This window comes from Blastococcus saxobsidens (genome assembly GCF_002938435.1).
Classification (GTDB): domain Bacteria; phylum Actinomycetota; class Actinomycetes; order Mycobacteriales; family Geodermatophilaceae; genus Blastococcus; species Blastococcus saxobsidens.
In genome coordinates, this window is the sequence record NZ_POQT01000003.1 from 54,135 (window position 1) to 75,414 (window position 21,280).

Consider the following 21,280-nt stretch of genomic DNA (forward strand, 5'->3'; position numbering starts at 1 on the left):
CGTGCTCGGCGCCCGGCGGAGGTCCGGGCGTTAGGTTCGAGCCATGACCGCGCGCGACGACGTCTCCGAGATCTTCGACAGCTCCGCCTGGGCGCCGGTCGAGGGGTTCGACTTCGGCGACATCACCTACCACCGAGCCGTCGACGCCGGCGTCGTGCGGATCGCCTTCGACCGCCCGGAGGTGCGCAACGCCTTCCGGCCGCAGACGGTCGACGAGCTGATCACCGCGCTCGAGCACGCCCGGCTGTCCACCGACGTCGGCTGCGTGATCCTCACCGGCAACGGCCCGAGCCCCAAGGACGGCGGCTGGGCCTTCTGCTCCGGCGGCGACCAGCGGGTGCGCGGGAAGTACGGCTACGAGCACAGCCAGGGCAGCAGCGGCCGGCTGCACATCCTGGAGGCGCAGCGGCTGATCCGGTTCATGCCCAAGGTCGTGCTGTGCGTCGTCCCCGGGTGGGCCGCCGGCGGCGGGCACAGCCTGCACGTCGTCTCGGACCTCACCCTCGCCAGCGCCGAGCACGCCCGCTTCAAGCAGACCGACGCCGACGTCGGCAGCTTCGACGGCGGCTTCGGCTCGGCGTACCTGGCCCGTCAGATCGGCCAGAAGTTCGCCCGCGAGATCTTCTTCCTGGGCGACGAGTACACCGCCGAGGACGCCCACGCGATGGGCATGGTCAACCGCGTCGTCCCGCACGCCGAGCTGGAGCGGACGGCGCTCGAGTGGGGGAAGAAGGTCGTGGCCAAGAGCCCCACCGCGCAGCGGATGCTCAAGTACTCGTTCAACCTGATCGACGACGGCCTGGTCGGCCAGCAGCTGTTCGCCGGCGAGACCACGCGGCTGGCCTACATGGCCGAGGAGGCCGTCGAGGGCCGGGACGCGTTCCTGGAGAAGCGGGATCCCGACTTCTCCCGTTTCCCCTGGCACGTCTGAGAAAGGACCCCCGCGCCCCCCACCGCTCGCACGCTCACGGCGGGCCCCTGCGCGGGAGCCGTTCTAGGGTCGTCCGAGAGACCCGACGTCCTGAGGAGGACGACATGATCGTCGAGGTGGTGACGGGCGCGCAGGAGCAGCCCGAGGCGCGGGTGGTCGACGTCGATGAGCTGCACAGGCTGCACCTGGCGCTGGGGGCGGTCACCGACGAGGAGGCCACCGAGGCGCTGGAGCGTTCCGGGCTGGGACGGCTGCAGGACGCGGAGACGGCGTTCCTCGACGTCGCCGCGCTCCGGGCGGCGGCCGAGCCGCACGCGAGCGCCCCCGGGTGGGCCGGCCGGTGGGACGAGATGATCGCCGGGGCGCGCGCCCGCGGCTGGCTCTCGGCCGACGGCGCCACCCTGCAGGTGCACGTCGAGAGCGCCGCCAGCGCCTGACCTGCGTCGATCCAACGGGTGAGAGCCGGACTCGTCAGTGGATAACCGGCGGAGATCGTTGTGGTGACTCCATCGAGCAGCCACTATGTCCCGGTGCAGATGACCAGCCGCGTCGGAGCGGCATCGTGAGCGGCGCGCCCGGGCGCCCCCTCAGCGCGGAGCTATCGGAGCAGTTGCTCACCGTCGCCGTCGACATCCTGGCCGACGAGGGCTGGGGCCGGCTCAACAGCGACCGGATCGCCGCTCGGGCCCGGGCCGGCAAGGCGGGCATCTACCGCCGCTGGCCCACCATGGCGGCCCTCGCCCGGGCCGCGGTGGGCCGCTTCCACCTCGTCGCGGTCCCGGACGACACCGGCTCGCTGCGGGGTGACCTGCTCGGGCTGCTGGAGCGCTGGACCCGTCCGCTGGACCGCGAGGAGCGTGCCGTGGCCAGCCTCGTCGGTGCCGCGTGCCACGACGAGGAGCTGCGGGCCGGGCTGGACGAAGCGCTGGTGCGCCCGCTGGCCCAGGCCGTGCAGGAGCTCGGAGCCCGCGCCGAGGAACGGGGCGACACGATCCGCCCGGACCGGCTGCGCCTGCTGACCTCGATGCTCGAGGCCTTCTGGTGGCAGCGCTACCGGCAGGTCGACCCGCTGGGGGTCGAGCACGTGGAGCTGGTGGTCGACGAGGTCGTCATGCCGTTGCTGCGCGGCGCCGGGCAGCCGGTCCCCGCCTGAGGCCCGCGGCCCGGCGGCCGGCTCAGCCGGCGCGCCGGGCCCGCAGCCGTGCGGGGGTGCGGGTCGGCTCGGCGGGTTCTCCCCGCAGGTGCTCGGCCGACCGGGCCAGCCCGGCGAGCAGGCGGTCGACGAGCTCGCCGAGTTCCCTGGCGACCGCGCAGGCGTCCCGGCCGCCGGCCACCAGGGTGCGGTGCCCGACGATCAGCGCCCGCACCGCGGCCAGCCACATCGCGGCGGTGACCGCGGCGGCGACCTCGGGATCCCGGGGTGTCGTGCCCGGGTCGGTGCGGTCGCACGCGGTCCAGGCGTCCCGGAGTGCGGCGGTGAGCCGCTGCTCGCTCTCGAACACCAGCTCCCGCTCACGCACCGGCAGCACGTCGGAGGCCTCGATCGTGCGCAGGTAGCTCTGCCGCTCGGCCACGTCGGTCGCGTCGATGAGGCTGCGCACCTGGTCGACCAGGTACACCCGCAGCGCGTCGAGCGGGCACGTGTCCGGCCCCCGGTCGCGCACCGCCTCCGCGGGCCCGGAGACCCACGGCGTGCGACCGTCGAAGAAGAGCTCCTCCTTGGTGGAGAAGTGGTTGAACACCGTCTGGACGGCGACGTCGGCATGGCGGGCGACGTCGGCCGTGGTCACGCCGTCGAACCCGTGCGCGGCGAACAGCCGCTGCGCCACGGCACGGATGTGCGCACGAGTCTGTGCCTTCTTCTGCGCCCGACGCTGACTCAGCTCACCCACGGTGCCAGCGTAAGCACGTTCCGTGCGTCCCGCCAACAGGACTGGCCGGCCGGTATGTATCCGACGCGGGGGCGGTAGGACCCATTGCGGGAGGCCCGCGCCCACCAGGCACGATGACGGCCGGTGATCAGGCCCACGCCGGACGGAGGTCACGCCCGACCACCCCGAGGAGGACCCCCGGTGCTCACCCGAGCGGCTGTGCTGCGCGAGCCGGAGACCGAGTACGAGATCGTCGAGCTGGAGGTCCTGGACCCCGGCCCGGGCGAGGTGCTGGTCGAGATGGCCTACGCCGGCCTCTGCCACTCCGACGAGCACCTGCGGCACTCCAACCCGGGTGGGCGGTACCCGATCGTCGGTGGGCACGAGGGCTCCGGCGTCGTCCGCGCCGTTGGGCCCGGCGTCACCTCCGTCGCCCCGGGCGACCACGTCGTCACCAGCTTCCTGCCCGCGTGCGGGCACTGCCGGTTCTGCGCCCGGGGCAGGTCGAACCTGTGCGACAAGGGCGCGACCATCGCCTCCGGCAAGCTGCCCAGCGGCACCTTCCCCTTCCGCCTGGACGGCGAGCCGCTCGGCGGGTTCTGCATGGTGGGCGCCTTCGCCCGGCACACGCTGCTCAGCGAGTTCTCCTGCGTCCGCATCGAGCCCCACGTGCCGCTGGACACCGCGGCGCTGGTGGCCTGCAGCGTCCCGACCGGCTGGGGCTCGGCGGTCTACTCCGGCGGCGTGCACCCCGGGCGACACCGTGGTGGTCGTGGGCCTCGGCGGCGTGGGCGTCAACGCCGTCCAGGGCGCGGCGCACGCGGGCGCGCTGACCATCATCGGCGTCGACCCGGTCGCCATGAAGCGCGAGTTCGCCGAGTCCGTCGGGGCGACCCACACCGTGGCCGGTTCCGGCGAGGCGGTCGCGCTGGCCCGTCAGCTGTCGCGCGGCACCGGTGCCGACGGCGTCGTCGTGACGGTGGGCAAGATGTCGGCCGAGGTCTACGCCGGTGCGGCCGCGTGCCTGGGCAAGGCCGGCACGCTGGTGCTCACCGCCCTGGCCGACCGTCCGGGGGAGGGTGACGTCTCGCTGGGCGGTCAGCTCGCCACGGTGTTCGAGCACCGCATCCAGGGCTCGCTGTTCGGCTCGTGCAACCCGTTCCGCGACATCCCGGCGCTGCTGCGGCTGCACGAGGAGGGCCGGCTGGAGCTGGACCGGCTGATCACCCGCCGCTACTCGCTGGACGAGGTCAACCAGGGCTACCGCGACCAGGCCGCCGGCGTGACCATCCGCGGACTCCTCGACCACTCCCGCTGACGCCCCGCGGAAAGCTGTCACCCCCCGGGCATGGGAAGCGATACATGCGTCGTCGGGCCCAGGACGCATGTATCGCTTCCCATGCCCAGGTGCTACCGGCGGGGGTTGCGGTCGGGCGCGGGAGGGCAGGCAGTGCGGATGAGTGAACCCCGCATCGCCGTCCTCGACGTCGACGGCACCCTCGTCGACACCAACTACCAGCACGCGCTCGCCTGGTACCGGGCGCTCCGGTCGCTGGGCGAGACGTTCCCGGTCTGGCGGATCCACCGGCTGATCGGCATGGGCGGCGACCGGCTGCCGGCCGCGCTCGGGGGCGAGGACGTCGAGGCGCGGATCGGCGACCGGGCCCGCGAGCGGTGGACCGAGGAGTTCGACGAGGTCATCGACGAGGTGGCGCCGCTGCCCGGGGCGGTCGACCTGGTCCAGGCGCTGCGCGAGCGCGGGCACCGGGTGGTGCTGGCGAGCTCGGGCAAGGGCAAGCACGTCGACCACGCGCTGGACCTGCTCGGCGTCCGGGACCTGGCCGAGGCGTGGACCACCAGCGACGACGTCGAGTCCAGCAAGCCGGCGCCGGACCTGCTGCAGGTGGCGCTGAAGAAGCTCGGCGAGCCCGTGGACGCGCCGAGCGTGGTGATCGGCGACTCCGTCTACGACGTGGAGGCGGCGAAGAACGCGGGGATGCCGGCGCTGGTGGTGCGCTCCGGCGGGTTCGGCGACGACGAGCTGCGCGAGGCCGGGGCGCTCGACGTCTTCGACACCCCGGGCGACCTCGCGGCCGCCCTGGACCGCCTCGACCTCACCGCCTGAGGAAGGACCCCGTCCTCCTCACCCCTCGCACGCTCGGGGCGAGCCTCGGGACGGGGCCACGCGGGCAACGGGTGCTTCTCCGCGGAAGGGGTCAGCCGGCCCGGCCGTAGGAGCCGGGTCCGCGGTCGAGCCGGCGGAGGGCCTCGTCGGGCCGGTCGGTGATGAGCGCGTCGACGCCCAGCGAGACGAGGAAGTCGATGTCGGCGGCGGTGTTCGCCGTCCAGACGTGCATCTCCTTGCCGGCGGCGTGCGCCTGTTCGACGTAGGACGGATCGGACCGCAGCAGCGCCACCCCCGGTCCGACGGCGCTCATCGAGCCGGCCAGCAGCTCGGTGCGCACCGGCCGCAGCCGCTTGCCGATCAGCTGCACCGTGGGCACGCCCGGCGCCATCGCGCGCACCCGGCGCACGGCCAGCTGGGAGAAGCTCATCACCCGGAACGCGGGCTTCCCGGCCCACTCGGCGGGCCGGTCGCCGGCCAGCAGCCCGTAGCGGCGCAGGCAGCGGACGAGCTCCTGCTCCACGCGGGCGGCGTGCCGGGTGGGGTGCTTGGTCTCGATGGCCAGCCGGACGGTGCCCGGCGTCGCCGTCACGTACTCGAGCAGCCCTTCCAGGGTGAGCACCCGGCCGTTCTCGACGTCGGGCTCGTCGGTGACGGCGAGGATCTCGTCGTCCTTCCACCTGCTGAGCCGGCTGCGCCGTGCGCCGAACTGGAACTGCTCCATCTCGGCGAGGCGCAGCGTGGAGACGACGCCGCGGCCGTTGGAGGTCCGCTGCACCTTGCGGTCGTGCACGCAGACGAGCACGCCGTCCCGAGTCATGCGGACGTCGCACTCGACGGCGTCGGCGCCGAGGGCGGCAGCGCGCCGGTAGGCGGCCAGCGTGTGCTCGGGCGCCTCCGCGGTGGCGCCGCGGTGGGCGACGACCTCGGGCCCGCTCACCGGCGGCAGGAAGGGCACGCAGCGGGACGGTCGACCGGCACGCCGCAGATGATCCCCGCGTGCCGCGCGCTGCGCGACCGTGGGGTCACCCGGCGAGACGGGCCCGGTACTCCGGCACGGTGATCATCGGTGGCCGCTCGTCGACGGCGACCGGGCTGCTGTGCGGCATGAACCCGCTGCCGTCGTGCCGGAAGCGGGTGAGCAGGCCGCTGGGCTGGCGGGTGCACGCGGCCCGCGCGAGCACCGTCGCCACCACCTGCCCGGCCATCTCGCCGAGCGCCTCGATGGGCTGCGAGGTGTGCCGGCGGACGCCGAGGTCGACCTGCGCGAGGGAGGAGAGCCCGCCCAGGCGCAGCAGGTCGACCAGCAGGCCCACCTCCACCCCGTACGCGGACACGAACGGCACCTGCTCCAGCGCGGAGCGGCGCCCGGCGTACTCGCCGCCCAGGGGCTGGACGACGCCGGCGAGCTCGGGCCAGAGCGCGTTGAGCAGCGGGCGCGCGGTGAGCTCGGTGACCCGTCCGCCGCCCGCCGGCACGACGGTGCCCTCGACCTCCAGCGGGCGGGTGTAGCAGCCCTTCACGTACCGCACCTGCGGATCGGTGAGCAGCGGGGCGAGCAGCCCCGGGACGTAGTGCGTGACGTCGCCCAGCAGGTCGGCGTCGAGGAAGACGACCAGGTCGCCGGTCGTGGCGGCCAGCGACTTCCACAGCGCCTCGCCCTTGCCGGGACGGGTGCCGTGCTCGGGCAGGACGTCGGTGGTGGCGACGACGTCGGCCCCGGCGGCGCGGGCGGCCGCGGCGGTGCCGTCGGTGGAGTCGGAGTCGACGACGACGAGCTCGTCGACCAGCGGGACCGCGCGCATCCAGTGCTCGCGCACGTCGGCGACCAGCCGGCCGACGGTCGTCTCCTCGTTGCGCGCGGGCAGCACGACGCTGACCCGGTGGCCGCCGCGGCGCTTGGCGCGCAGCAGTCCCGCGGGATCCAGGTCGGCGAGCGAGGTCGCGGCTGTGGTGCGCTCCTCGAACCAGGCTCGGGCGTCGGGTCTCACGGTGTCCACTGTCGACCACGCCGACCGGCGATCACCAGTCCGGGGTCCCGCTGTTCACCGGATGGTCACGGCCCCGTCCCGCGGCTCCCGGCTCCCTCCGGCGGAAGGTGCACGAACCGCCCGGCGGAAGGTGCACGAAGTGCGCGGAGGAAAGTGCACGAACCGCGCGGGGAGGGGGAGTCAGGCGGGGACGGGGGACTCGGCGAGCAGCGCGGTCAGGGTCTCGACGGTGAGGTCGTGCGGCAGCGCCCGGCCGTGCAGCAGCTGCAGGCCGGCGGCGACGGCGCCATCGCGCTGCTCGGTGGTCGCGATGCCCCCGGCGATGGACACCAGGCCGAGGTCGGTGGTGGTGCGGCCGATGGCGGCGAGCACCAGCAGCGCCCGGTCGGTGTCGTCGCGGGCGGCCAGGGCGGGCAGCTCCACGCGCACCATGTCCAGCGGCACCCGGGCCATCAGGCCGAAGAGGCTGTAGCCCAAGCCGTAGTTGTCCAGGCAGAGCCGCACGCCGCTGCGCCGGATCGCTGCCAGCTCGGGCACGAGGGCGGCCGAGGACGTCAGCAGCGTCTCCTCGGTGAAGGAGAGGACGAACCGCGACGGGTCGACCCCGGTCTCGGCGAGGGCGTCGGCCACCTCGCGGGCGAGGCCGACGGCGGGGGCGGGGCCGGGCGGCAGGCTGACGGCGAGCGCGACGGACCGGTCCGGCAGGGTGGCCAGTTCCGCGCAGGCCTGGCGCAGCAGCCAGCCCTGCAGCGCGGCGGTGCGGCCGTGCCGGTCGGCGGCGGACCACAGCTCCGGGCCCTGGACGGCGCCGATCCCGGGGTGGCGGTACACCGGGGTGGCCTGCACCAGCGCGATCCGGCCGTCGCTGGTGCAGGCGGCGTCGAAGCGGACGGTCGTCGTCCCCTCGGCCTCGGCCAGCTCCAGGCTCATCTCGTCGGCGCCGGCCAGGACGAGGACGTCGTCGGAGACGCGCACGCAGCCCTTGCCGGCGCGCTTGGCCTCGCGCAACGCGCTGTCGGCGGCGCGGAAGGCGGCCTGCCCGCCCAGGGAGGCCAGGCCGGCGACGCCCACGCTGGCGCCGACGGCGAAGGTCGTGCCGTCGGTGCGGAAGGGCATGGCCATGACGTCGACGATCCGCCGGGCGACGTCCTCGCCGTCGGCCACCGAGCCGGCGACGACGACCGCGAACTCGTCGCCGCCCAGGCGCGCGACCAGGTCGTCGTCCCGCACGACGGTGTGCAGCCGGCGGGCGACCTCGATGAGCAGGTGGTCGCCGGACTCGTGGCCGGCGACGTCGTTGACGGCCTTGAAGCCGTCGAGGTCGAGGACCAGCAGGCAGCGCTCGTCGTCGGAGACGGCGCCGAGCTCGCGGAAGAGCAGCGCACGGTTGGGCAGGCCGGTGAGGTGGTCGGTGTAGGCCATCCGCTCGAGCTCCCGCTCGCGGGTGCGCCGGGTCGTGACGTCGCGCAGGTAGAGGACGCGGCGGGTGCCGCCGGGCCGCTCGGAGGAGATGACCTCCAGCTCGCGGGTCCGGGTGCCCTCGACCGGCACGCGCAGGTGCAGGGCCGCGCCGTCGCCGGCGGCCTGGGCGAGCGCCGCCGCGCGCACCGGCTCACGGTCCTCGGGGACCAGGAGGTCGAGCAGCGAGACGTCGTCGGACAGCTCGCCGTCGATGCCGAGCAGGCTGCGGGCGGCGGGGGAGGCGAACAGCAGCCGGAAGCCGCCGTCCATGATCGCGATGCCGTCCGAGCTGGACTCGATGAGGTCGCGGAAGTCCTCCTCGCTGCGCACGAGGTCCTCGGAGACACGGCCGTCCTCGCGGATGCGCAGCACCAGTCGGACGCTCATCAGCACGAAGGCGAGGCCGCAGCCGAGCAGGGCGGCGGTGCTGACGTCCTCGCCCTGCAGGACGCCCCACACCATGGCCGCCGGCACGCCGAGGATGGCTGCGACGACGAGCGAGAGCCCGGCGGCGCTCACCTGGGGGGCGGACGCGCGCGCGGAGCGGCCGGCCGCGCGCAGCGGCGCGCGGTGCGCGGCGAGGCCGGCGCACAGCAACGCCGCGGCGACGGCGTAGTCGGAGACCGCGGTCCAGCCCCAGCTGGGGTCGACGATGGCCATCGCCTCCGCGCCGGCGGCGCACGCCTGCAGCGAGACGCCGGCGATGAGCGTGGTGGCCGAGCGGCGCATCGCCGCGGTGGACACGGTGCACAGGGCCCCGACGCCGCCGAGCATGACCGCGGCGTAGGCGCCGTAGACCAGCACGAGCGAGCGCAGGTCCTCCGGCGCGGCGGCCGGGCTGACCAGCGGGGTGCGCAGCAGCTCGGTGATCACCAGGATCGCGGTGACGACGATGGCGCCGTCGAGCACCAGCGCGCTCCAGCGGGTGCGGCTGACCCCGCGGGCCAGCAGCGCGCAGGTGATCAGCGGTGAGGTGGCGCCGGCCAGCAGGACGACGTCGTCGACGCCGAACCCGTCGAAGGCCGGCCCCGGGAAGGAGCCGGCGAGGAACTGGGCGACGGCGAAGCCGAGGGCGCCGACAGCCGGCGGCCACCAGGGCCGGGCCGACGCCCGGTCCATGATGCGCAGCCGGCGCACGATCCCCACCGCGCAGCTGGTGGCGACCGCGCCGAGGACGAGCTCGTCCCACTGCATGCCGGTGCCGTCGGGCGCGCTGTGCGGCACCGTCAGCGCGAGGCCGACGATGCCGAGGACGACGGCCCAGCGGATCGGGCGGGGGACCTCCCGCACCCAGCTCACGGCGCGGCCGCCGGTGGCGGGGCGTCGAGGGCGACGGCGTCGAAGGTGCGCCAGGCGCCGGCGGCGAGCTGCTCTGCCTCCAGCGGGCGGGAGAACGCGTAGCCCTGGACGAAGCGGTGGCCCATGTCGCGCAGCAGCGCGAGCTGGCCGGGGGTGGCGACGCCCTCGACGATCACCGGCAGGCCGAGGCCGGCACCCAGCTGCAGGACGGTGCGGCACAGGGCCTGGCGCTGCGGGTCGGTCTCGATGCCGGCCAGGAAGTGCTGGTCCATCTTGAGCAGGTCGACCGGCATGCCGACGAGGTAGGCCAGCGACGACCAGCCGGTGCCGAAGTCGTCGACGGCGACGCGGACGCCGAGGTCGCGCAGGGTCTGCAGGTCGGCGGCGACGTGCGCGTCCAGCAGCATCGACTCGGTGATCTCGACGACCAGCCGGGAGGCGGGCAGCGCGCCGGCCTCCAGCGCGGCGACGACGTCGGAGACCAGCTCGCCGCTGCGGACCTGGCGGGCGGAGACGTTGACGGCCACGGACAGCTCGTCGTCGGTGGTGCGGGCGACGGTGCGGCAGGCCTCGCGCAGCACCCACCGGCCGAGCTCGCTGATCAGCGGGGACTCCTCGGCCAGCGGCACGAACTCCTGCGGGGAGACGTCGCCGAGCTCGGGGTGCCGCCAGCGCAGCAGCGCCTCCACGGAGACGGTGCGGTGCAGGACGACGTCGACGACGGGCTGGAACGCCAGCCGCAGCTCCCCGCGGGCCAGGGCGCCGGCGAGGTCGGCGGCCAGGGTGCTGCGGCGGTCGCGGGCGATGCGCAGGGCGTCGTCGTAGCGGTGCACGGAGCCCAGGCCGGCGGAGCGGGCGCTGTAGAGGGCGAGGTCGGCGCGGCGCAGGGCCTCGCCGGGGTCGACGTCGGAGGCCAGCCCGGTGACGCCGGCGGTGGCGGTGAGCGGCCCGGCGTCGGTGGCCAGCCGGCCGATGGTGGCGACCAGGCGGGTGGCGACCACCTCGGCGTCGGAGACGGTGCCGTCGACGAGGACGACGAAGTCGCCGTCCTTGCCGCGCGCCAGCCAGTCCTCGCCGCGCAGCTCGCGGGCCAGCCGGGAGGTGAGCACCCGGAGCACGGTGGACTCGGTGCCGCGCGGCGTGGCGGCGGCCAGGCCGTCGACCGACACCAGCACGAGCGCGACGGGGGAGGCGTCGACCTGGCGCTGGACGGCGCCCAGCCGGCGGCTGAGCGCGGTGCGGTTGGGCAGCCCGGTGACCGGGTCGGTGAGGGAGAGCTCGAGCAGCTCGGGGTCGGTGCCCCGGCCGCGGGAGGTGACGTCGCGGCAGTACAGGACGATCGCGCCGACGTCGGGGTCGGCGCGCAGGTCCCGCACGGTGGCCTGGACCAGCCGCCACTGGGCCTCGCCGGTGCGCACGCGGACGGTGCGGACGGCGAACTCGCCGTGCTCACCCGGTGCGGGGCTGCTCGGGCCGAAGAGCCCGGGCCGGTCGTCGGGGTGGACGGCGTCGGGCAGGGACAGGCCGACGACGTCGCCGGGCGCGCGGCCGAGCAGGGTGGCGACGGTCGGGGAGGCGAAGGTGATGCGCAGCTGCCGGTCGAGGATGACGACCAGGTCGACGCTGCTCTTCACGAGCGTGCTGAACGCCGCCTGGCTGCTGCGCAGGTCCCTGGTGAGCCGGTTCTGCCGGCGGCTCAGCGCGGTGAGGGCGGCGGTGAGCGGGACCAGCCCGAGCAGGGCGACGAGCAGCCGGAGCAGGGGGTGCCCCGGCAGTGCCACGGGGACGACGGCGGCCAGCGCGATCCCGAGGGCCAGCACGGCGACGATCCCGGTGCGCCGTCGGGAGGGCGCGGCCGGGTGCGCAGCCGTCGGCTGCCCCAGGTCGGGGGCGGTGGTCACGGTGGAGTTGTCGGCGTGCGCGCGGCCCTTGCTGCAGCGCAGTTCCCGGGGCGTCACCCGGACGGGGGGCCCGCGCTCCGCCGGGCCCGTCGACCGGCTCGTCGACCGAGGCGGCGAGGTCTTGCGGTTCTCTTGCGGTTGCCCGCAGGGCACCCTGCGTCTCCTCGGCCAGTGTCGTCGGTGGGAGGGGTGGAGATGCCTCTCCGGACGGCACCGATCGCTGACCCTGGTCGAGGCGTCCCTGATCCGACGACGGCACCCGCTCCCACGGGGGGAGCGGGCGCCGTCGTCGGTGTTCCCGGCCCTTCCCCGTGTGATCGTGGAGCTCGCGTGGCGGCACGCCGGGAGGACGTCGGTGCGGCGCCACCGGAAGTTCATGATCACGCCAGCGCTGCGGTGGGCGGGTCGAGGTGCGGGACGCCGGAACTGCGCCCACGATGCGGGCATGGTTCCGAGGCAGAAGCCTGATCCGGTACCGGCACCTCGCGGCACGGGGGAGCGCGGCACGGTCGACCGCAGGCGGGTGGCGCTGCTGCTGGAGACCGCGGAGGTGCTCGCCGAGCGGGCGCGACGCACGGACGACGCCGCGCAGTCCCAGGTGCTGCTCCGGCGGGCCGCCCAGCGCCGCGCGCAGGCCCAGCGGCTCGCCGCCTCGGGCCGCGCCCCGGAGCCGCGCCGGCTGACGGGTGCGGCCTGGCCCGGCCGGCTCGCGCCCTCCTGAGACGCCCCGGCTGCCCGGCGTGACCGGTGCTCCGGAGCACCTCCCGTCCTGCCCACCTGAACCAGATCGCGCGGCGGGGTGTGCGCACCCCGCGTACCTTGCGGTCATGCTGGGGGGACTGCCGCCGGCCCCTCGCTGGGCCTGGATCGTGATGGCGCTGAGCGTCGTGGCGATCGCGGTCATGTCCTACCTGGTCGTCAACCGGCCCCCGCCGCCCGGTTTCACGGCCCCTGCCGCGGCGGGGGGCTCGGCCGCCCGCGAGGACGCACCCCCGGCCGAGGCGGAGGCCGGGGCCGAGCCGTTGCGGCTGCTCGTGGTCGGTGACGGCACCACCGTCGCACCGGCCGGTGAGCCGGGCTGGGCCCAGCTGCTGGCCGACGACCTCGCCGCCGACGGCCGGCCGGTCGCGCTCACCGTGCAGGCCGCCGCGGGCGCCGGGTACGTGGAGCCGGCATCGGGCGGCGAGACCTTCGACGGCCTGCTCCGGGCGGCGGGACCGGGCCACGACGTCGTCGTCTTCTTCGGGTCGCGGGACGACATCGAGGCCGCACCGGACATCCGCGCCGCGGCGGAGTCGGTGTTCGCCGTCGCGCGGACGGCGTCGCCGGGCGCCGAACTGCTGGCCATCGGCCCGGCGTGGCCGACGACGGACCCGCCGGGCTACATCGTGACGAACCGGGACGCGGTGTCCGCGGCGGCCGCGGCCGCGGGCGTTCCGTTCGTCGACCCGCTGGTGGCCGGCTGGCTGGCCGAACCCTCGCGCATCGGGCCCGACGGGGTCGGCCCGACGCGGGCGGGCCACCGGTACGTCGCCGACCAGATCCGTCCGCTGGTGGAGGACCTGCTCCCGGCGGACCGCTGACCGGTGGAGGGCCGTCGCGGACGGGTGGACGCTCCGCCTCTGCTCCCCGGTGCGGGCAGAGCCGGAGTGCGTGGCGCACGCAGGTGCCGCAGCGGGGCGGAGGGCGGACCGCGCGCCATGCCGCGGCCCCGGGAGTCGCGGCAGATCGGCCGTCCACAACCGATCGGGGGAGAACCGGGGCCTGTCGTCGCGCCACGGGGCGGGGGAGATGGCAGAGTGCCGGGTGTGAAGACCTGGCTCGAGAGCTGGCCGGTGTACCGGCAGCTGACCGGTTCGGACCCGTTGGGTCGCGGCAAGGCCGCCCGCAGCAAGGCGACGGAGGCCACGGTGTCGCGCACCGCGACCGCCGACCGCGTGGTGAAGAGCGTCTGCCCGTACTGCGCTGTCGGCTGCGCGCAGAACGTCTACGTGAAGGACGAGAAGGTCGTCCAGATCGAGGGCGACCCGGACTCGCCGATCAGCCGCGGGCGGCTGTGCCCCAAGGGCAGCGCCAGCAAGCAGCTGGTCACCAGCCCCTCGCGGGTCACGACGGTCAAGTACCGCCGTCCCCACGGGACGGAGTGGGAGGACCTCGAGCTCGACACGGCGATGGAGATGATCGCCGACCGCGTCCTGGAGGCCCGCCGCAAGGGCTGGCAGGACACCGACGCCGAAGGCCGGAAGCTCGGCCGGACCATGGGGATCGCGAGCCTCGGCGGGGCGGCCCTCGACAACGAGGAGAATTACCTCATGAAGAAGCTGTACAGCGCCCTGGGCGCTGTGCAGATCGAGAACCAAGCACGCATATAGCACTCTGCGACGGTGCCCGGTCTGGGTGCCTCGTTCGGTCGTGGCGGTGCCACGAACTTCCTGGAAGACCTCGCGAACTCCGACTGCATCGTCATCGAGGGTTCGAACATGGCCGAGTGCCACCCGGTGGGCTTCCAGTGGGTCGGTGAGGCCAAGGCGCGCGGCGCCAAGGTCATCCACATCGACCCCCGCTTCACGCGGACCAGCGCGATCGCCGATCTGCACGTCCCGCTGCGCATCGGCACCGACATCGCGTTCCTCGGTGGCCTGATCAACTACGTCCTGAGCAACGACCTGTACTTCGAGGAGTACGTGGCCGCCTACACCAACGCCGCGGCGCTGGTGCGCGAGGACTTCGTCGACAGCGAGGACCTCGACGGCCTGTTCTCCGGCTTCGACCCCGAGACCCGGACCTACGACGAGTCCTCCTGGCAGTACGAGACGGAGGAGCCGCCCGAGTCCGCGGCCGACGACCCGGCCGAGGCCGCCGAGCAGCGGGAGCTCGACGACGACCCGAGCGTCCGCCACTCCGACCAGGCGCAGGCAGCCGGCAGCGGTGGGCCGCCGATCCCCGGCAAGCCCAAGCGCGACGAGACCCTGCAGCACCCGCGGTCGGTCTTCCAGATCCTCAAGCGGCACTACGCCCGCTACACGCCGGAGATGGTGGCGGAGGTCTGCGGCATCGAGCCGGCCGTGTTCGAGCAGGTCGCGCAGTGGGTGACCGACAACAGCAACCGCGACCGGACGACGGCGTGGGTGTACTCCGTGGGCTGGACGCAGCACAGCGTCGGCGCGCAGTACATCCGCACCTGCTCGATCCTGCAGACGCTGCTGGGCAACATCGGCCGCCCCGGCGGCGGGATCCTCGCCCTGCGCGGGCACGCCAGCATCCAGGGCTCGACCGACATCCCGACGCTGTTCAACATCCTCCCGGGCTACCTGCCGATGCCGCACGCGCTGCAGCACGGCTCGCTCGAGGAGTACGTGGCCGATGCCGCCGGCAAGGCCGGCTTCTGGGGCAACAAGCGCGCCTACATGACCAACCTGCTCAAGGCGTGGTGGGGCGACGCGGCGACGGCGGAGAACGATTTCGCCTTCGACTACCTGCCGAAGATCAACGGGGACCACAGCTCCTACCGCACGATCGCCGACATGATCGAGGGCAAGGTCTCCGGCTACTTCCTGGTCGGGGAGAACCCGGCGGTCGGGCACCCGAACGGCCGGATGAACCGGTTCGGCCTGGCCAATCTCGACTGGCTCGTCGTCCGCGACCTGCAGCTGATCGAGTCGGCGACCTTCTGGAAGGAGTCGCCGGAGATCGAGACCGGCGAGCTGGCGCCGGAGACGATCGGCACCGAGGTCTTCTTCATGCCGGCGGCCACGCACGTGGAGAAGGACGGCACCTTCACCCAGACGCAGCGCCTGCTGCAGTGGCGGGACAAGGCTGTCGAGCCGCCGGCCGACGCCCGCAGCGACCTGTGGTTCTTCTTCCACCTCGGTCGCATCCTGCGCGCGCGGCTGGCGGACTCCACCGACCCCCGGGACCGCCCGCTGCTCGACCTCACCTGGGACTACCCGCTGCACGGGGAGACGCAGGACCCCAGCGCCGACGCGGTGCTGCGCGAGATCAACGGCACCGGTCCCGACGGCCGCGCGCTGTCGTCCTACATGCAGATGAAGGACGACGGCTCCACCTCCGGTGGCTGCTGGATCTACTGCGGCGTGTACGCCGACGAGGTGAACCAGGCCGCGCGCCGGAAGCCGGCCAAGGAGCAGGGCGCCGTCGCCTCGGAGTGGGGCTGGGCCTGGCCGCTGAACCGCCGGATGCTCTACAACCGCGCCTCGGCCGACCCCGACGGCAGGCCGTGGAGCGAGCGCAAGAAGTACGTGTGGTGGGACGAGGCGGCCGGTGAGTGGACCGGCCTGGACACCCCGGACTTCGAGAAGCACAAGCGGCCGGACTACGTGCCGCCGGAGGGCGCCCGTGCTCAGGACGCGCTGGCCGGCACCGACCCGTTCGTCATGCAGGGCGACGGCAAGGCGTGGTTGTTCGCGCCCGCGGGCGTGGTCGACGGCCCGCTGCCGACGCACTACGAGCCGGTCGAGTCGGTCGCGGAGAACGCGCTGTACAAGCAGCAGGCGAACCCGACGGTGGAGCGCATCCCGGGTCCGTGGAACCGGGAGAACCCGTCGATGAGCGAGGTCTTCCCGTTCCAGGTGACCACCTACCGGCTCACCGAGCACCACACGGCCGGTGCCATGAGCCGCACGCTGCCCTACCTGTCGGAACTGCAGCCGGAGTTCTTCGTGGAGGTCAGCCCGGAGCTGGCGGAGCTGCGCGGGCTGACCAACGGGGAGTTCGCCACGCTGGTCAGCGCGCGCACGGCGATCGAGGCGAAGGTGCTGGTCACCGAGCGGATCCGGCCCATCCGGCTGCGCGGCGGGCAGGTCGTGCACCAGATCGGCATGCCCTACCACTGGTCCTACAGCGGCCTGTCCACCGGCGACACCGCCAACGACCTGCTGGGCATCTCGCTGGACCCGAACACCCACATCCAGGAGGACAAGGTCAGCACCGCGGACATCGTCCCCGGGCGGCGCCCGCGCGGGCCGGGGCTGATCGACTTCGTCGAGGAGTACCGCAAGCGGGCCGGCGTGCAGTCGGGCCGGGTGGGCCTGAACGGCCGTGACCCGGTGGACGCCGACGCGGGTCAGGGATCGAAGCTGTGACGACCGCTGGGATCAGGTTCCCTGATCGTGGCGCGTCCTCCCGCACGGTGGACGGCCAGGGAGGACGCCTCCCGGTGAGGGAGGACGTCGAGACGAACGGGAGGGCAGCGCGATGACGATCAGCTCGGCGAGCCCGGGCCTGGCGATGCCGGACCCGAAGAACCGGCTGTTCGGGCCGCTGCCCGACGTGTCGGCGGAGGCCGGGTACGAGGAGGACCACCCGAAGCGGGTCGGCTTCTTCACCGACACCTCGGTGTGCATCGGCTGCAAGGCCTGCGAGGTGGCCTGCAAGGAGTGGAACACGCTCCCGATGGACGACTCGTTCGGCGTCAAGGACGCCATGGGCCTGTCCGGCATGTCCTACGACAACACGGGGCAGCTCGGCGCCAACTCGTGGCGGCACGTGGCGTTCATCGAGCAGAGCCGCGCCGTCGACCTGCCGATGCCGACGTTCGGCCGGCCCGGCGACGACCGGCACGACCACGGTGCCTCGCCGACGACGCCGGGCGACGACTTCAGCCTGGCCAACGCCCAGCAGAGCGTCCTGAACGCCGAGGCGCTCAGCGAGTTCGACCCGCAGACCGGCCAGACGGGCGCGGACAAGCAGATCCGCTGGCTGATGAGTTCCGACGTCTGCAAGCACTGCACGCACGCGGGCTGCCTCGACGTCTGCCCCACCGGGGCGCTGTTCCGCACCGAGTTCGGCACCGTGGTGGTGCAGCAGGACATCTGCAACGGCTGCGGCTACTGCGTGGCGGCCTGCCCCTACGGCGTCATCGACCAGCGCAAGGAGGACGGCCGGGTCTTCAAGTGCACGATGTGCTACGACCGGCTGACCGACGGGCTGCAGCCGGCGTGCGCCACCGCGTGCCCCACGCAGTCCATCCAGTTCGGCGACCTCGACGAGCTGCAGGAGCGCGCCGACGCCCGGCTGGCGACGCTCAAGGCGCAGGGCGTGGAGACCGCCCGGCTGTACGGCCGGGACGAGAACGACGGCGTCGGCGGGGACGGGGCGTTCTTCCTGCTCCTCGACGAGCCGGAGGTCTACGGCCTGCCGCCGGACCCGATCGTGACGACGCGGGACCTGCCGGCGATGTGGAAGGCGGCCGGCAAGGCCGCAGTGATGATGATCGGGGTCGCGGTCACGGCCGTCCTCGGTTCGCGGAGGCGCTGACATGACCGGCGGTATCACCAGCCCCGACGCCGGGTGGCGTCAGGCCGACCGCGGCCCCTCGACGCAGCACACGACCAAGAAGCGCCGCAAGCGTGGCGGCGGTCGGGGTCGCGGCGAGGTCGCGATGGTCGACGACGTCGAGTTCACCTCGTACTACGGCCGGCAGATCGTCAAGACGCCGGTGTGGAAGTCGCCAGACGTGCCGCTGTACCTGTTCCTGGGTGGGGCGGCCGGGTCGTCGTCGATCCTCGCCGCGATCGCCGACCTGACCGACCGGCCGACGCTGACCCGCGTCGGCCGGTACACCGCCGGCGCGGGCTCGCTCCTGTCGGTGGTCGCCCTCGTCCACGACCTCGGGCGGCCGGAGCGGTTCCTGCACATGCTGCGGGTGTTCAAGCCGACGTCGCCGCTGTCGGTGGGCACCTACATCCTGTCGCCGTTCAGCGCGGCGGCCGCGGCGACGGCGGCGGTGGAGCTGCTGGGCTGGTTCCCGCGGCTCAAGCGCTTCGGGGGAGTGGTGTCGGCGATCTTCGGCGGACCGCTGGCCACCTACACCGGTGTGCTGCTGGCCAACACCGCCGTCCCGTCGTGGCACGCGGCCCACGAGCAGCTGCCCTACGTCTTCGGTGGCTCGGCGATGGCCGCCGGCGGCGGCATCTCCATGATCTTCGTGCCGGTCGACGAGGCCGGGCCCGCCCGCAAGATGGCGGTCGCGGGAGCAGCGATCGAGCTCGCCGTGGTGCACAGGGTGGAGAACGACCACGGCATCGAGAGCGAGCCGTACCACGAGGGTCGCCCCGGAAAGCTGATGCAGGCGGCGAAGACGTGCACCGCTGTGGGCGCCGGGCTGACCGTCCTGGCCGGGCGCACCCGGATCGGGGCCATCGCGTCCGGAACGCTGCTGGCGGCCGGCTCGCTGCTCACCCGCTTCGGGGTGTTCGAGGCCGGCATCGCCAGCACCAAGGACCCGAAGTACGTCGTCATCCCGCAGCGCGAGCGGCTGGCCGCCCAGCAGAACGGGCACGCCTCGACGATCACCCGCTGACCGGTCCGGCGCCCGCGGGCGCCGGACCGGCGGTCGGCCGGGTCTGCTGTCGCGCGACTGCGGCCAGGGCCCCGGTCGGGCACTGGCCGCTGATCCCGGCCACCGGAACCGTTCGGCCCGGTTCCGTGCCTTCCGTCGGTCTCGGCGCCTATCGTGACCGGACCGTGCCCTGCGCGCGGCGGCGGTGCTGGAGCGGTGGGCGGTCGAGGTGGACCGCCCGGTGAGGGTGGTAGTGCGTGAGCGGAAGCGATCCGCAGGGCCCGGCGCCCTGGTACCCCAGGGGCGGCGTGCCCGCGCCGCCGGACGCCCCCGGGAGCAGCGGCCCGCCCGCGCCGGTTCCGCCCGCAGCGCCGATCGAACCCGTGCCCATGGTCGGTCCGCAGGCCTGGCTGGCCGAGGCCGCGCAGACCATGCCCCCGGCCACGGCGGCGCCCGCCGCCCCGCCCCCGTGGCCGGACCGGCAGCCACCGGCGCAGCAGCCACCGGCATGGCAGCAGCCGGTCCCCCCGCAGCAGCCGGCCACGCGTCAGCAGCCGACGCTCGTGGGTGGCCCCTGGGCGTCGCAGGAGGAGCAGCTGCCGCGGGTCACGGCGCGGCGCCGCACGCGACCGATCGGGCTCTCCCTCGCCGCGGTGGCGGCCGTGGCCGCGGTCATCGCCGGCGGGCTCGTGGTCTCGGACCGGTTGTCCCCGGCGTCCGACGAGCGGTCGGCCGGCGAGGCGACCACCGGCGGTACCGGCGAGCAGGGCGACGGCGCGTCGCCGTCGGCCGGTGCCCCCTCCGGCAGCTCTGCGCCGCTGCAACCGGTGTCGGTGACGGCCACGTGCCAGGCGCCACCGGGGCTGGACGCCGCCGGTAACCCGGTCACCTACGAGCCGCAGCTGACGCTCGACGCCGTCGGGGCCACCGCCTGGCGCTGCCCGGGGGCGGCGGTCGGGCAGCAGCTCGTCTACGACTTCGGTGCGCCGGTGACCGTGACGTCGGTGGCCCTGGTGCCGGGCTACGCCAAGGTGGACCCGGCCGACGGCACCGACCGGTTCCTGGAGAACCGCACCGTGACCGCGGTCGCCTGGCAGTTCGACGACGGCCGCACCGAGCGGCAGGACATCGCCGCCCCCTCGGCGGGCATGGCGGAGTTCCAGCTGCCGGAGGCGGTCACCACGCGGCGGGTGGTCCTGGAGATCGCCGGCACGGGGAACGACTCCGCCGTCCGGGACTTCACCGCGATCAGCGACGTCCGGTTCGCCGGCTCCTGAGCCGCCGGGATCAGCCGGTCAGGAACCGCTGCACCGCCTCGGTCAGGGCATCGGCGAGCACCGCTCGTCCGCCCGGGTCGGTGAGCATCGCGGCGTCCCCGGGGCTGCGGAGGTTCCCGGCCTCCAGCATCACCGCCGGCACGTCGGCCCGGTTCAGGGTGCCCAGGTCGGTGCGCACGTCCAGGCCGTCGCGGCCGGTGTAGGTGGCCGGGGTCAGTCCGGCGCCGACGAGCGCATCCCGGACGACGACGGCGGCCCGCTCGCTCTCGCCGGCGATGTCGTCGGTCCACCCCGGCACGACCCCCGGCATGATCACGTGGAAGCCGCGCCCGCCCGCCGCTGCGCCGTCGGCGTGCAGGGAGAGCAGCAGGTCGGCGCCGGCCCGGTTGGCGATGGCGGCCCGCTCGTCGATGCACGGCCCCCAGCCGGCGTCCTCGTCGCGGGTCATCACCACGGTCGCGCCAAGGGCCTGCAGCCGCTCGCGCACGGCGAGGGCGAGTTCCCAGTTGACGGTCGCCTCGGCCACGCCCTGGTCGGTGGCCGTGCCCGTGGTGTTGCACGCCTTCTGGAACCCGCCGGCGTCGACCGGACGGCTGATCTCCCCGGGGTGCCGGCCGTTGTCCCGGTTGTGGCCCGGATCCAGGGCGACGGTCCGCCCGGCGAGCGGCAGGGCTGCGCGGCTCGGCTCGGCGGTCGGTCCCGCGGGGCCGGCAGACGGCGGATCCCCGGCCGGCGCCCGGGCGGAGGCGTCGGAGCTCCCGTCGTCGGGCAGGCGGGTCAGGGCGAGCGCGACGGCCGCCACCGCGCACAGGACGACCGCGACCAGCAGGGCAGCCCGTCGTGCGCGCGGCCACGCACCGCCGACTGGGCCCATCGCCGATCCTCCACCGGTCGCCGGGGACGAAGGGGTTCGAGACCCGGCCGGAGGTCCCAGTCTGCACGCGTTCCACCGCGGGGGTGGGCGAGCAGGCGAGGGGACGTGATCGCGGAACCCCACGGGGACCGGCCGCGGCGATCGGGTGACCGGAGCCGGCCCGGTGATCACCCACCGCGGTGGCGCCCGGTCTCCGGCGTCCCGACGCTGCTCACCTGGTTGGCGTCATCGGCTGCGTGCACCGACGGAG

18 protein-coding genes and 1 pseudogene are annotated in these 21,280 nt (G+C 74.4%); 13 read left to right on the top strand and 6 right to left on the bottom strand.

Going from position 1 to position 21,280, the window contains the following annotated elements; all coding sequences use genetic code 11:
• The first annotated feature begins 43 nt into the window (after positions 1 to 43).
• The 3 genes from C5507_RS02650 to C5507_RS02660 all read left to right on the top strand — a co-directional run bounded on the left by C5507_RS02650 (position 44) and on the right by C5507_RS02660 (position 2,084).
• On the top strand, positions 44 to 931 hold the full coding sequence (locus tag C5507_RS02650) for a 1,4-dihydroxy-2-naphthoyl-CoA synthase (protein WP_104526988.1): 888 nt from the start codon (positions 44 to 46) through the stop codon (positions 929 to 931).
• 104 nt (positions 932 to 1,035) lie between these two features.
• Positions 1,036 to 1,368: a hypothetical protein gene (locus C5507_RS02655; protein WP_104526989.1), complete on the top strand. Its 333-nt coding sequence runs from the start codon at positions 1,036 to 1,038 to the stop codon at positions 1,366 to 1,368.
• Between the two features lie 125 nt (positions 1,369 to 1,493).
• Positions 1,494 to 2,084 carry a TetR-like C-terminal domain-containing protein gene (locus tag C5507_RS02660; RefSeq protein ID WP_104526990.1) on the top strand — a complete coding sequence of 197 codons (591 nt, stop codon included), beginning with the start codon at positions 1,494 to 1,496 and terminating at the stop codon, positions 2,082 to 2,084.
• 22 nt (positions 2,085 to 2,106) lie between these two features.
• Here the strand turns inward: C5507_RS02660 and C5507_RS02665 are convergent, their stop codons facing one another.
• Complete coding sequence (locus C5507_RS02665; protein ID WP_104526991.1) at positions 2,107 to 2,823, bottom strand: TetR/AcrR family transcriptional regulator; 717 nt, start codon at positions 2,821 to 2,823, stop codon at positions 2,107 to 2,109.
• A 279-nt stretch (positions 2,824 to 3,102) separates the two neighbouring features.
• Here C5507_RS02665 and C5507_RS23020 point away from each other — a divergent pair.
• The 3 genes and pseudogenes from C5507_RS23020 to C5507_RS02675 all read left to right on the top strand — a co-directional run.
• Positions 3,103 to 3,402 (top strand): annotated as a pseudogene (locus C5507_RS23020) (alcohol dehydrogenase catalytic domain-containing protein); the annotation flags it as partial.
• A gap of 172 nt (positions 3,403 to 3,574) precedes the next feature.
• Positions 3,575 to 4,120: a zinc-binding dehydrogenase gene (locus C5507_RS23025; protein WP_242611280.1), complete on the top strand. Its 546-nt coding sequence runs from the start codon at positions 3,575 to 3,577 to the stop codon at positions 4,118 to 4,120.
• A gap of 138 nt (positions 4,121 to 4,258) precedes the next feature.
• The gene (locus tag C5507_RS02675; RefSeq protein ID WP_104527109.1) at positions 4,259 to 4,927 is read left to right on the top strand and encodes an HAD family hydrolase; all 669 of its coding nucleotides are present in this window, start codon (positions 4,259 to 4,261) and stop codon (positions 4,925 to 4,927) included.
• Between the two features lie 91 nt (positions 4,928 to 5,018).
• On the opposite strand, the gene C5507_RS02680 is transcribed toward C5507_RS02675, so the two are convergent.
• The 4 genes from C5507_RS02680 to C5507_RS02695 form a co-directional block, all read right to left on the bottom strand.
• Positions 5,019 to 5,885 carry a glycerophosphodiester phosphodiesterase gene (locus C5507_RS02680; RefSeq protein WP_242611281.1) on the bottom strand — a complete coding sequence of 289 codons (867 nt, stop codon included), beginning with the start codon at positions 5,883 to 5,885 and terminating at the stop codon, positions 5,019 to 5,021.
• Positions 5,886 to 5,952: 67 nt separating this feature from the next.
• Entirely contained in the window at positions 5,953 to 6,918 is a 966-nt protein-coding gene (locus C5507_RS02685; RefSeq protein ID WP_104527111.1) for a glucosyl-3-phosphoglycerate synthase, read from the bottom strand.
• A gap of 180 nt (positions 6,919 to 7,098) precedes the next feature.
• Positions 7,099 to 9,669: a diguanylate cyclase domain-containing protein gene (locus C5507_RS02690; RefSeq protein ID WP_130504306.1), complete on the bottom strand. Its 2,571-nt coding sequence runs from the start codon at positions 9,667 to 9,669 to the stop codon at positions 7,099 to 7,101.
• 5 nt (positions 9,670 to 9,674) lie between these two features.
• The gene (locus tag C5507_RS02695; protein ID WP_158657465.1) at positions 9,675 to 11,636 is read right to left on the bottom strand and encodes a putative bifunctional diguanylate cyclase/phosphodiesterase; all 1,962 of its coding nucleotides are present in this window, start codon (positions 11,634 to 11,636) and stop codon (positions 9,675 to 9,677) included.
• A 388-nt stretch (positions 11,637 to 12,024) separates the two neighbouring features.
• Here C5507_RS02695 and C5507_RS02700 point away from each other — a divergent pair, with 388 nt between their 5' ends.
• The 7 genes from C5507_RS02700 to C5507_RS02730 all read left to right on the top strand — a co-directional run bounded on the left by C5507_RS02700 (position 12,025) and on the right by C5507_RS02730 (position 20,156).
• Positions 12,025 to 12,300: a hypothetical protein gene (locus C5507_RS02700; RefSeq protein WP_130504307.1), complete on the top strand. Its 276-nt coding sequence runs from the start codon at positions 12,025 to 12,027 to the stop codon at positions 12,298 to 12,300.
• Between the two features lie 106 nt (positions 12,301 to 12,406).
• The gene (locus C5507_RS02705; RefSeq protein ID WP_130504308.1) at positions 12,407 to 13,162 is read left to right on the top strand and encodes an SGNH/GDSL hydrolase family protein; all 756 of its coding nucleotides are present in this window, start codon (positions 12,407 to 12,409) and stop codon (positions 13,160 to 13,162) included.
• 225 nt (positions 13,163 to 13,387) lie between these two features.
• Entirely contained in the window at positions 13,388 to 13,951 is a 564-nt protein-coding gene (locus tag C5507_RS23605; protein WP_104526996.1) for a molybdopterin-binding domain-containing protein, read from the top strand.
• Between the two features lie 12 nt (positions 13,952 to 13,963).
• Positions 13,964 to 16,681 carry a formate dehydrogenase gene (gene fdh, locus C5507_RS02715; RefSeq protein WP_104526997.1) on the top strand — a complete coding sequence of 906 codons (2,718 nt, stop codon included), beginning with the start codon at positions 13,964 to 13,966 and terminating at the stop codon, positions 16,679 to 16,681.
• 112 nt (positions 16,682 to 16,793) lie between these two features.
• The gene (locus tag C5507_RS02720; RefSeq protein WP_104526998.1) at positions 16,794 to 17,855 is read left to right on the top strand and encodes a 4Fe-4S dicluster domain-containing protein; all 1,062 of its coding nucleotides are present in this window, start codon (positions 16,794 to 16,796) and stop codon (positions 17,853 to 17,855) included.
• 1 nt (position 17,856) lies between these two features.
• Positions 17,857 to 18,900, top strand: a complete 1,044-nt coding sequence (gene nrfD / locus C5507_RS02725) for an NrfD/PsrC family molybdoenzyme membrane anchor subunit (RefSeq protein WP_104526999.1) — start codon at positions 17,857 to 17,859, stop codon at positions 18,898 to 18,900.
• A gap of 368 nt (positions 18,901 to 19,268) precedes the next feature.
• Entirely contained in the window at positions 19,269 to 20,156 is an 888-nt protein-coding gene (locus tag C5507_RS02730) for a discoidin/SUN/FTP domain-containing protein (protein ID WP_104527000.1), read from the top strand.
• Positions 20,157 to 20,166: 10 nt separating this feature from the next.
• Here C5507_RS02730 and C5507_RS02735 read toward each other — a convergent pair whose 3' ends face one another.
• The gene (locus tag C5507_RS02735; RefSeq protein WP_104527001.1) at positions 20,167 to 21,030 is read right to left on the bottom strand and encodes an N-acetylmuramoyl-L-alanine amidase; all 864 of its coding nucleotides are present in this window, start codon (positions 21,028 to 21,030) and stop codon (positions 20,167 to 20,169) included.
• Between the last annotated feature and the right edge of the window lie 250 nt (positions 21,031 to 21,280).

Bases quoted from the DNA above. Each gene is read 5' to 3' on its own strand.
- C5507_RS02735 (WP_104527001.1), bottom strand. From the start codon at position 21,030: ATGGGCCCAGTCGGCGGTGCGTGGCCGCGCGCACGACGGGCTGCCCTG.
- C5507_RS02675 (WP_104527109.1), top strand. From the start codon at position 4,259: ATGAGTGAACCCCGCATCGCCGTCCTCGACGTCGACGGCACCCTCGTC.
- C5507_RS02650 (WP_104526988.1), top strand. From the start codon at position 44: ATGACCGCGCGCGACGACGTCTCCGAGATCTTCGACAGCTCCGCCTGG.
- C5507_RS02730 (WP_104527000.1), top strand. From the start codon at position 19,269: ATGGTCGGTCCGCAGGCCTGGCTGGCCGAGGCCGCGCAGACCATGCCC.
- C5507_RS02705 (WP_130504308.1), top strand. From the start codon at position 12,407: ATGCTGGGGGGACTGCCGCCGGCCCCTCGCTGGGCCTGGATCGTGATG.
- nrfD (WP_104526999.1), top strand. From the start codon at position 17,857: ATGACCGGCGGTATCACCAGCCCCGACGCCGGGTGGCGTCAGGCCGAC.
- C5507_RS02700 (WP_130504307.1), top strand. From the start codon at position 12,025: ATGGTTCCGAGGCAGAAGCCTGATCCGGTACCGGCACCTCGCGGCACG.
- C5507_RS02720 (WP_104526998.1), top strand. From the start codon at position 16,794: ATGACGATCAGCTCGGCGAGCCCGGGCCTGGCGATGCCGGACCCGAAG.
- C5507_RS02655 (WP_104526989.1), top strand. From the start codon at position 1,036: ATGATCGTCGAGGTGGTGACGGGCGCGCAGGAGCAGCCCGAGGCGCGG.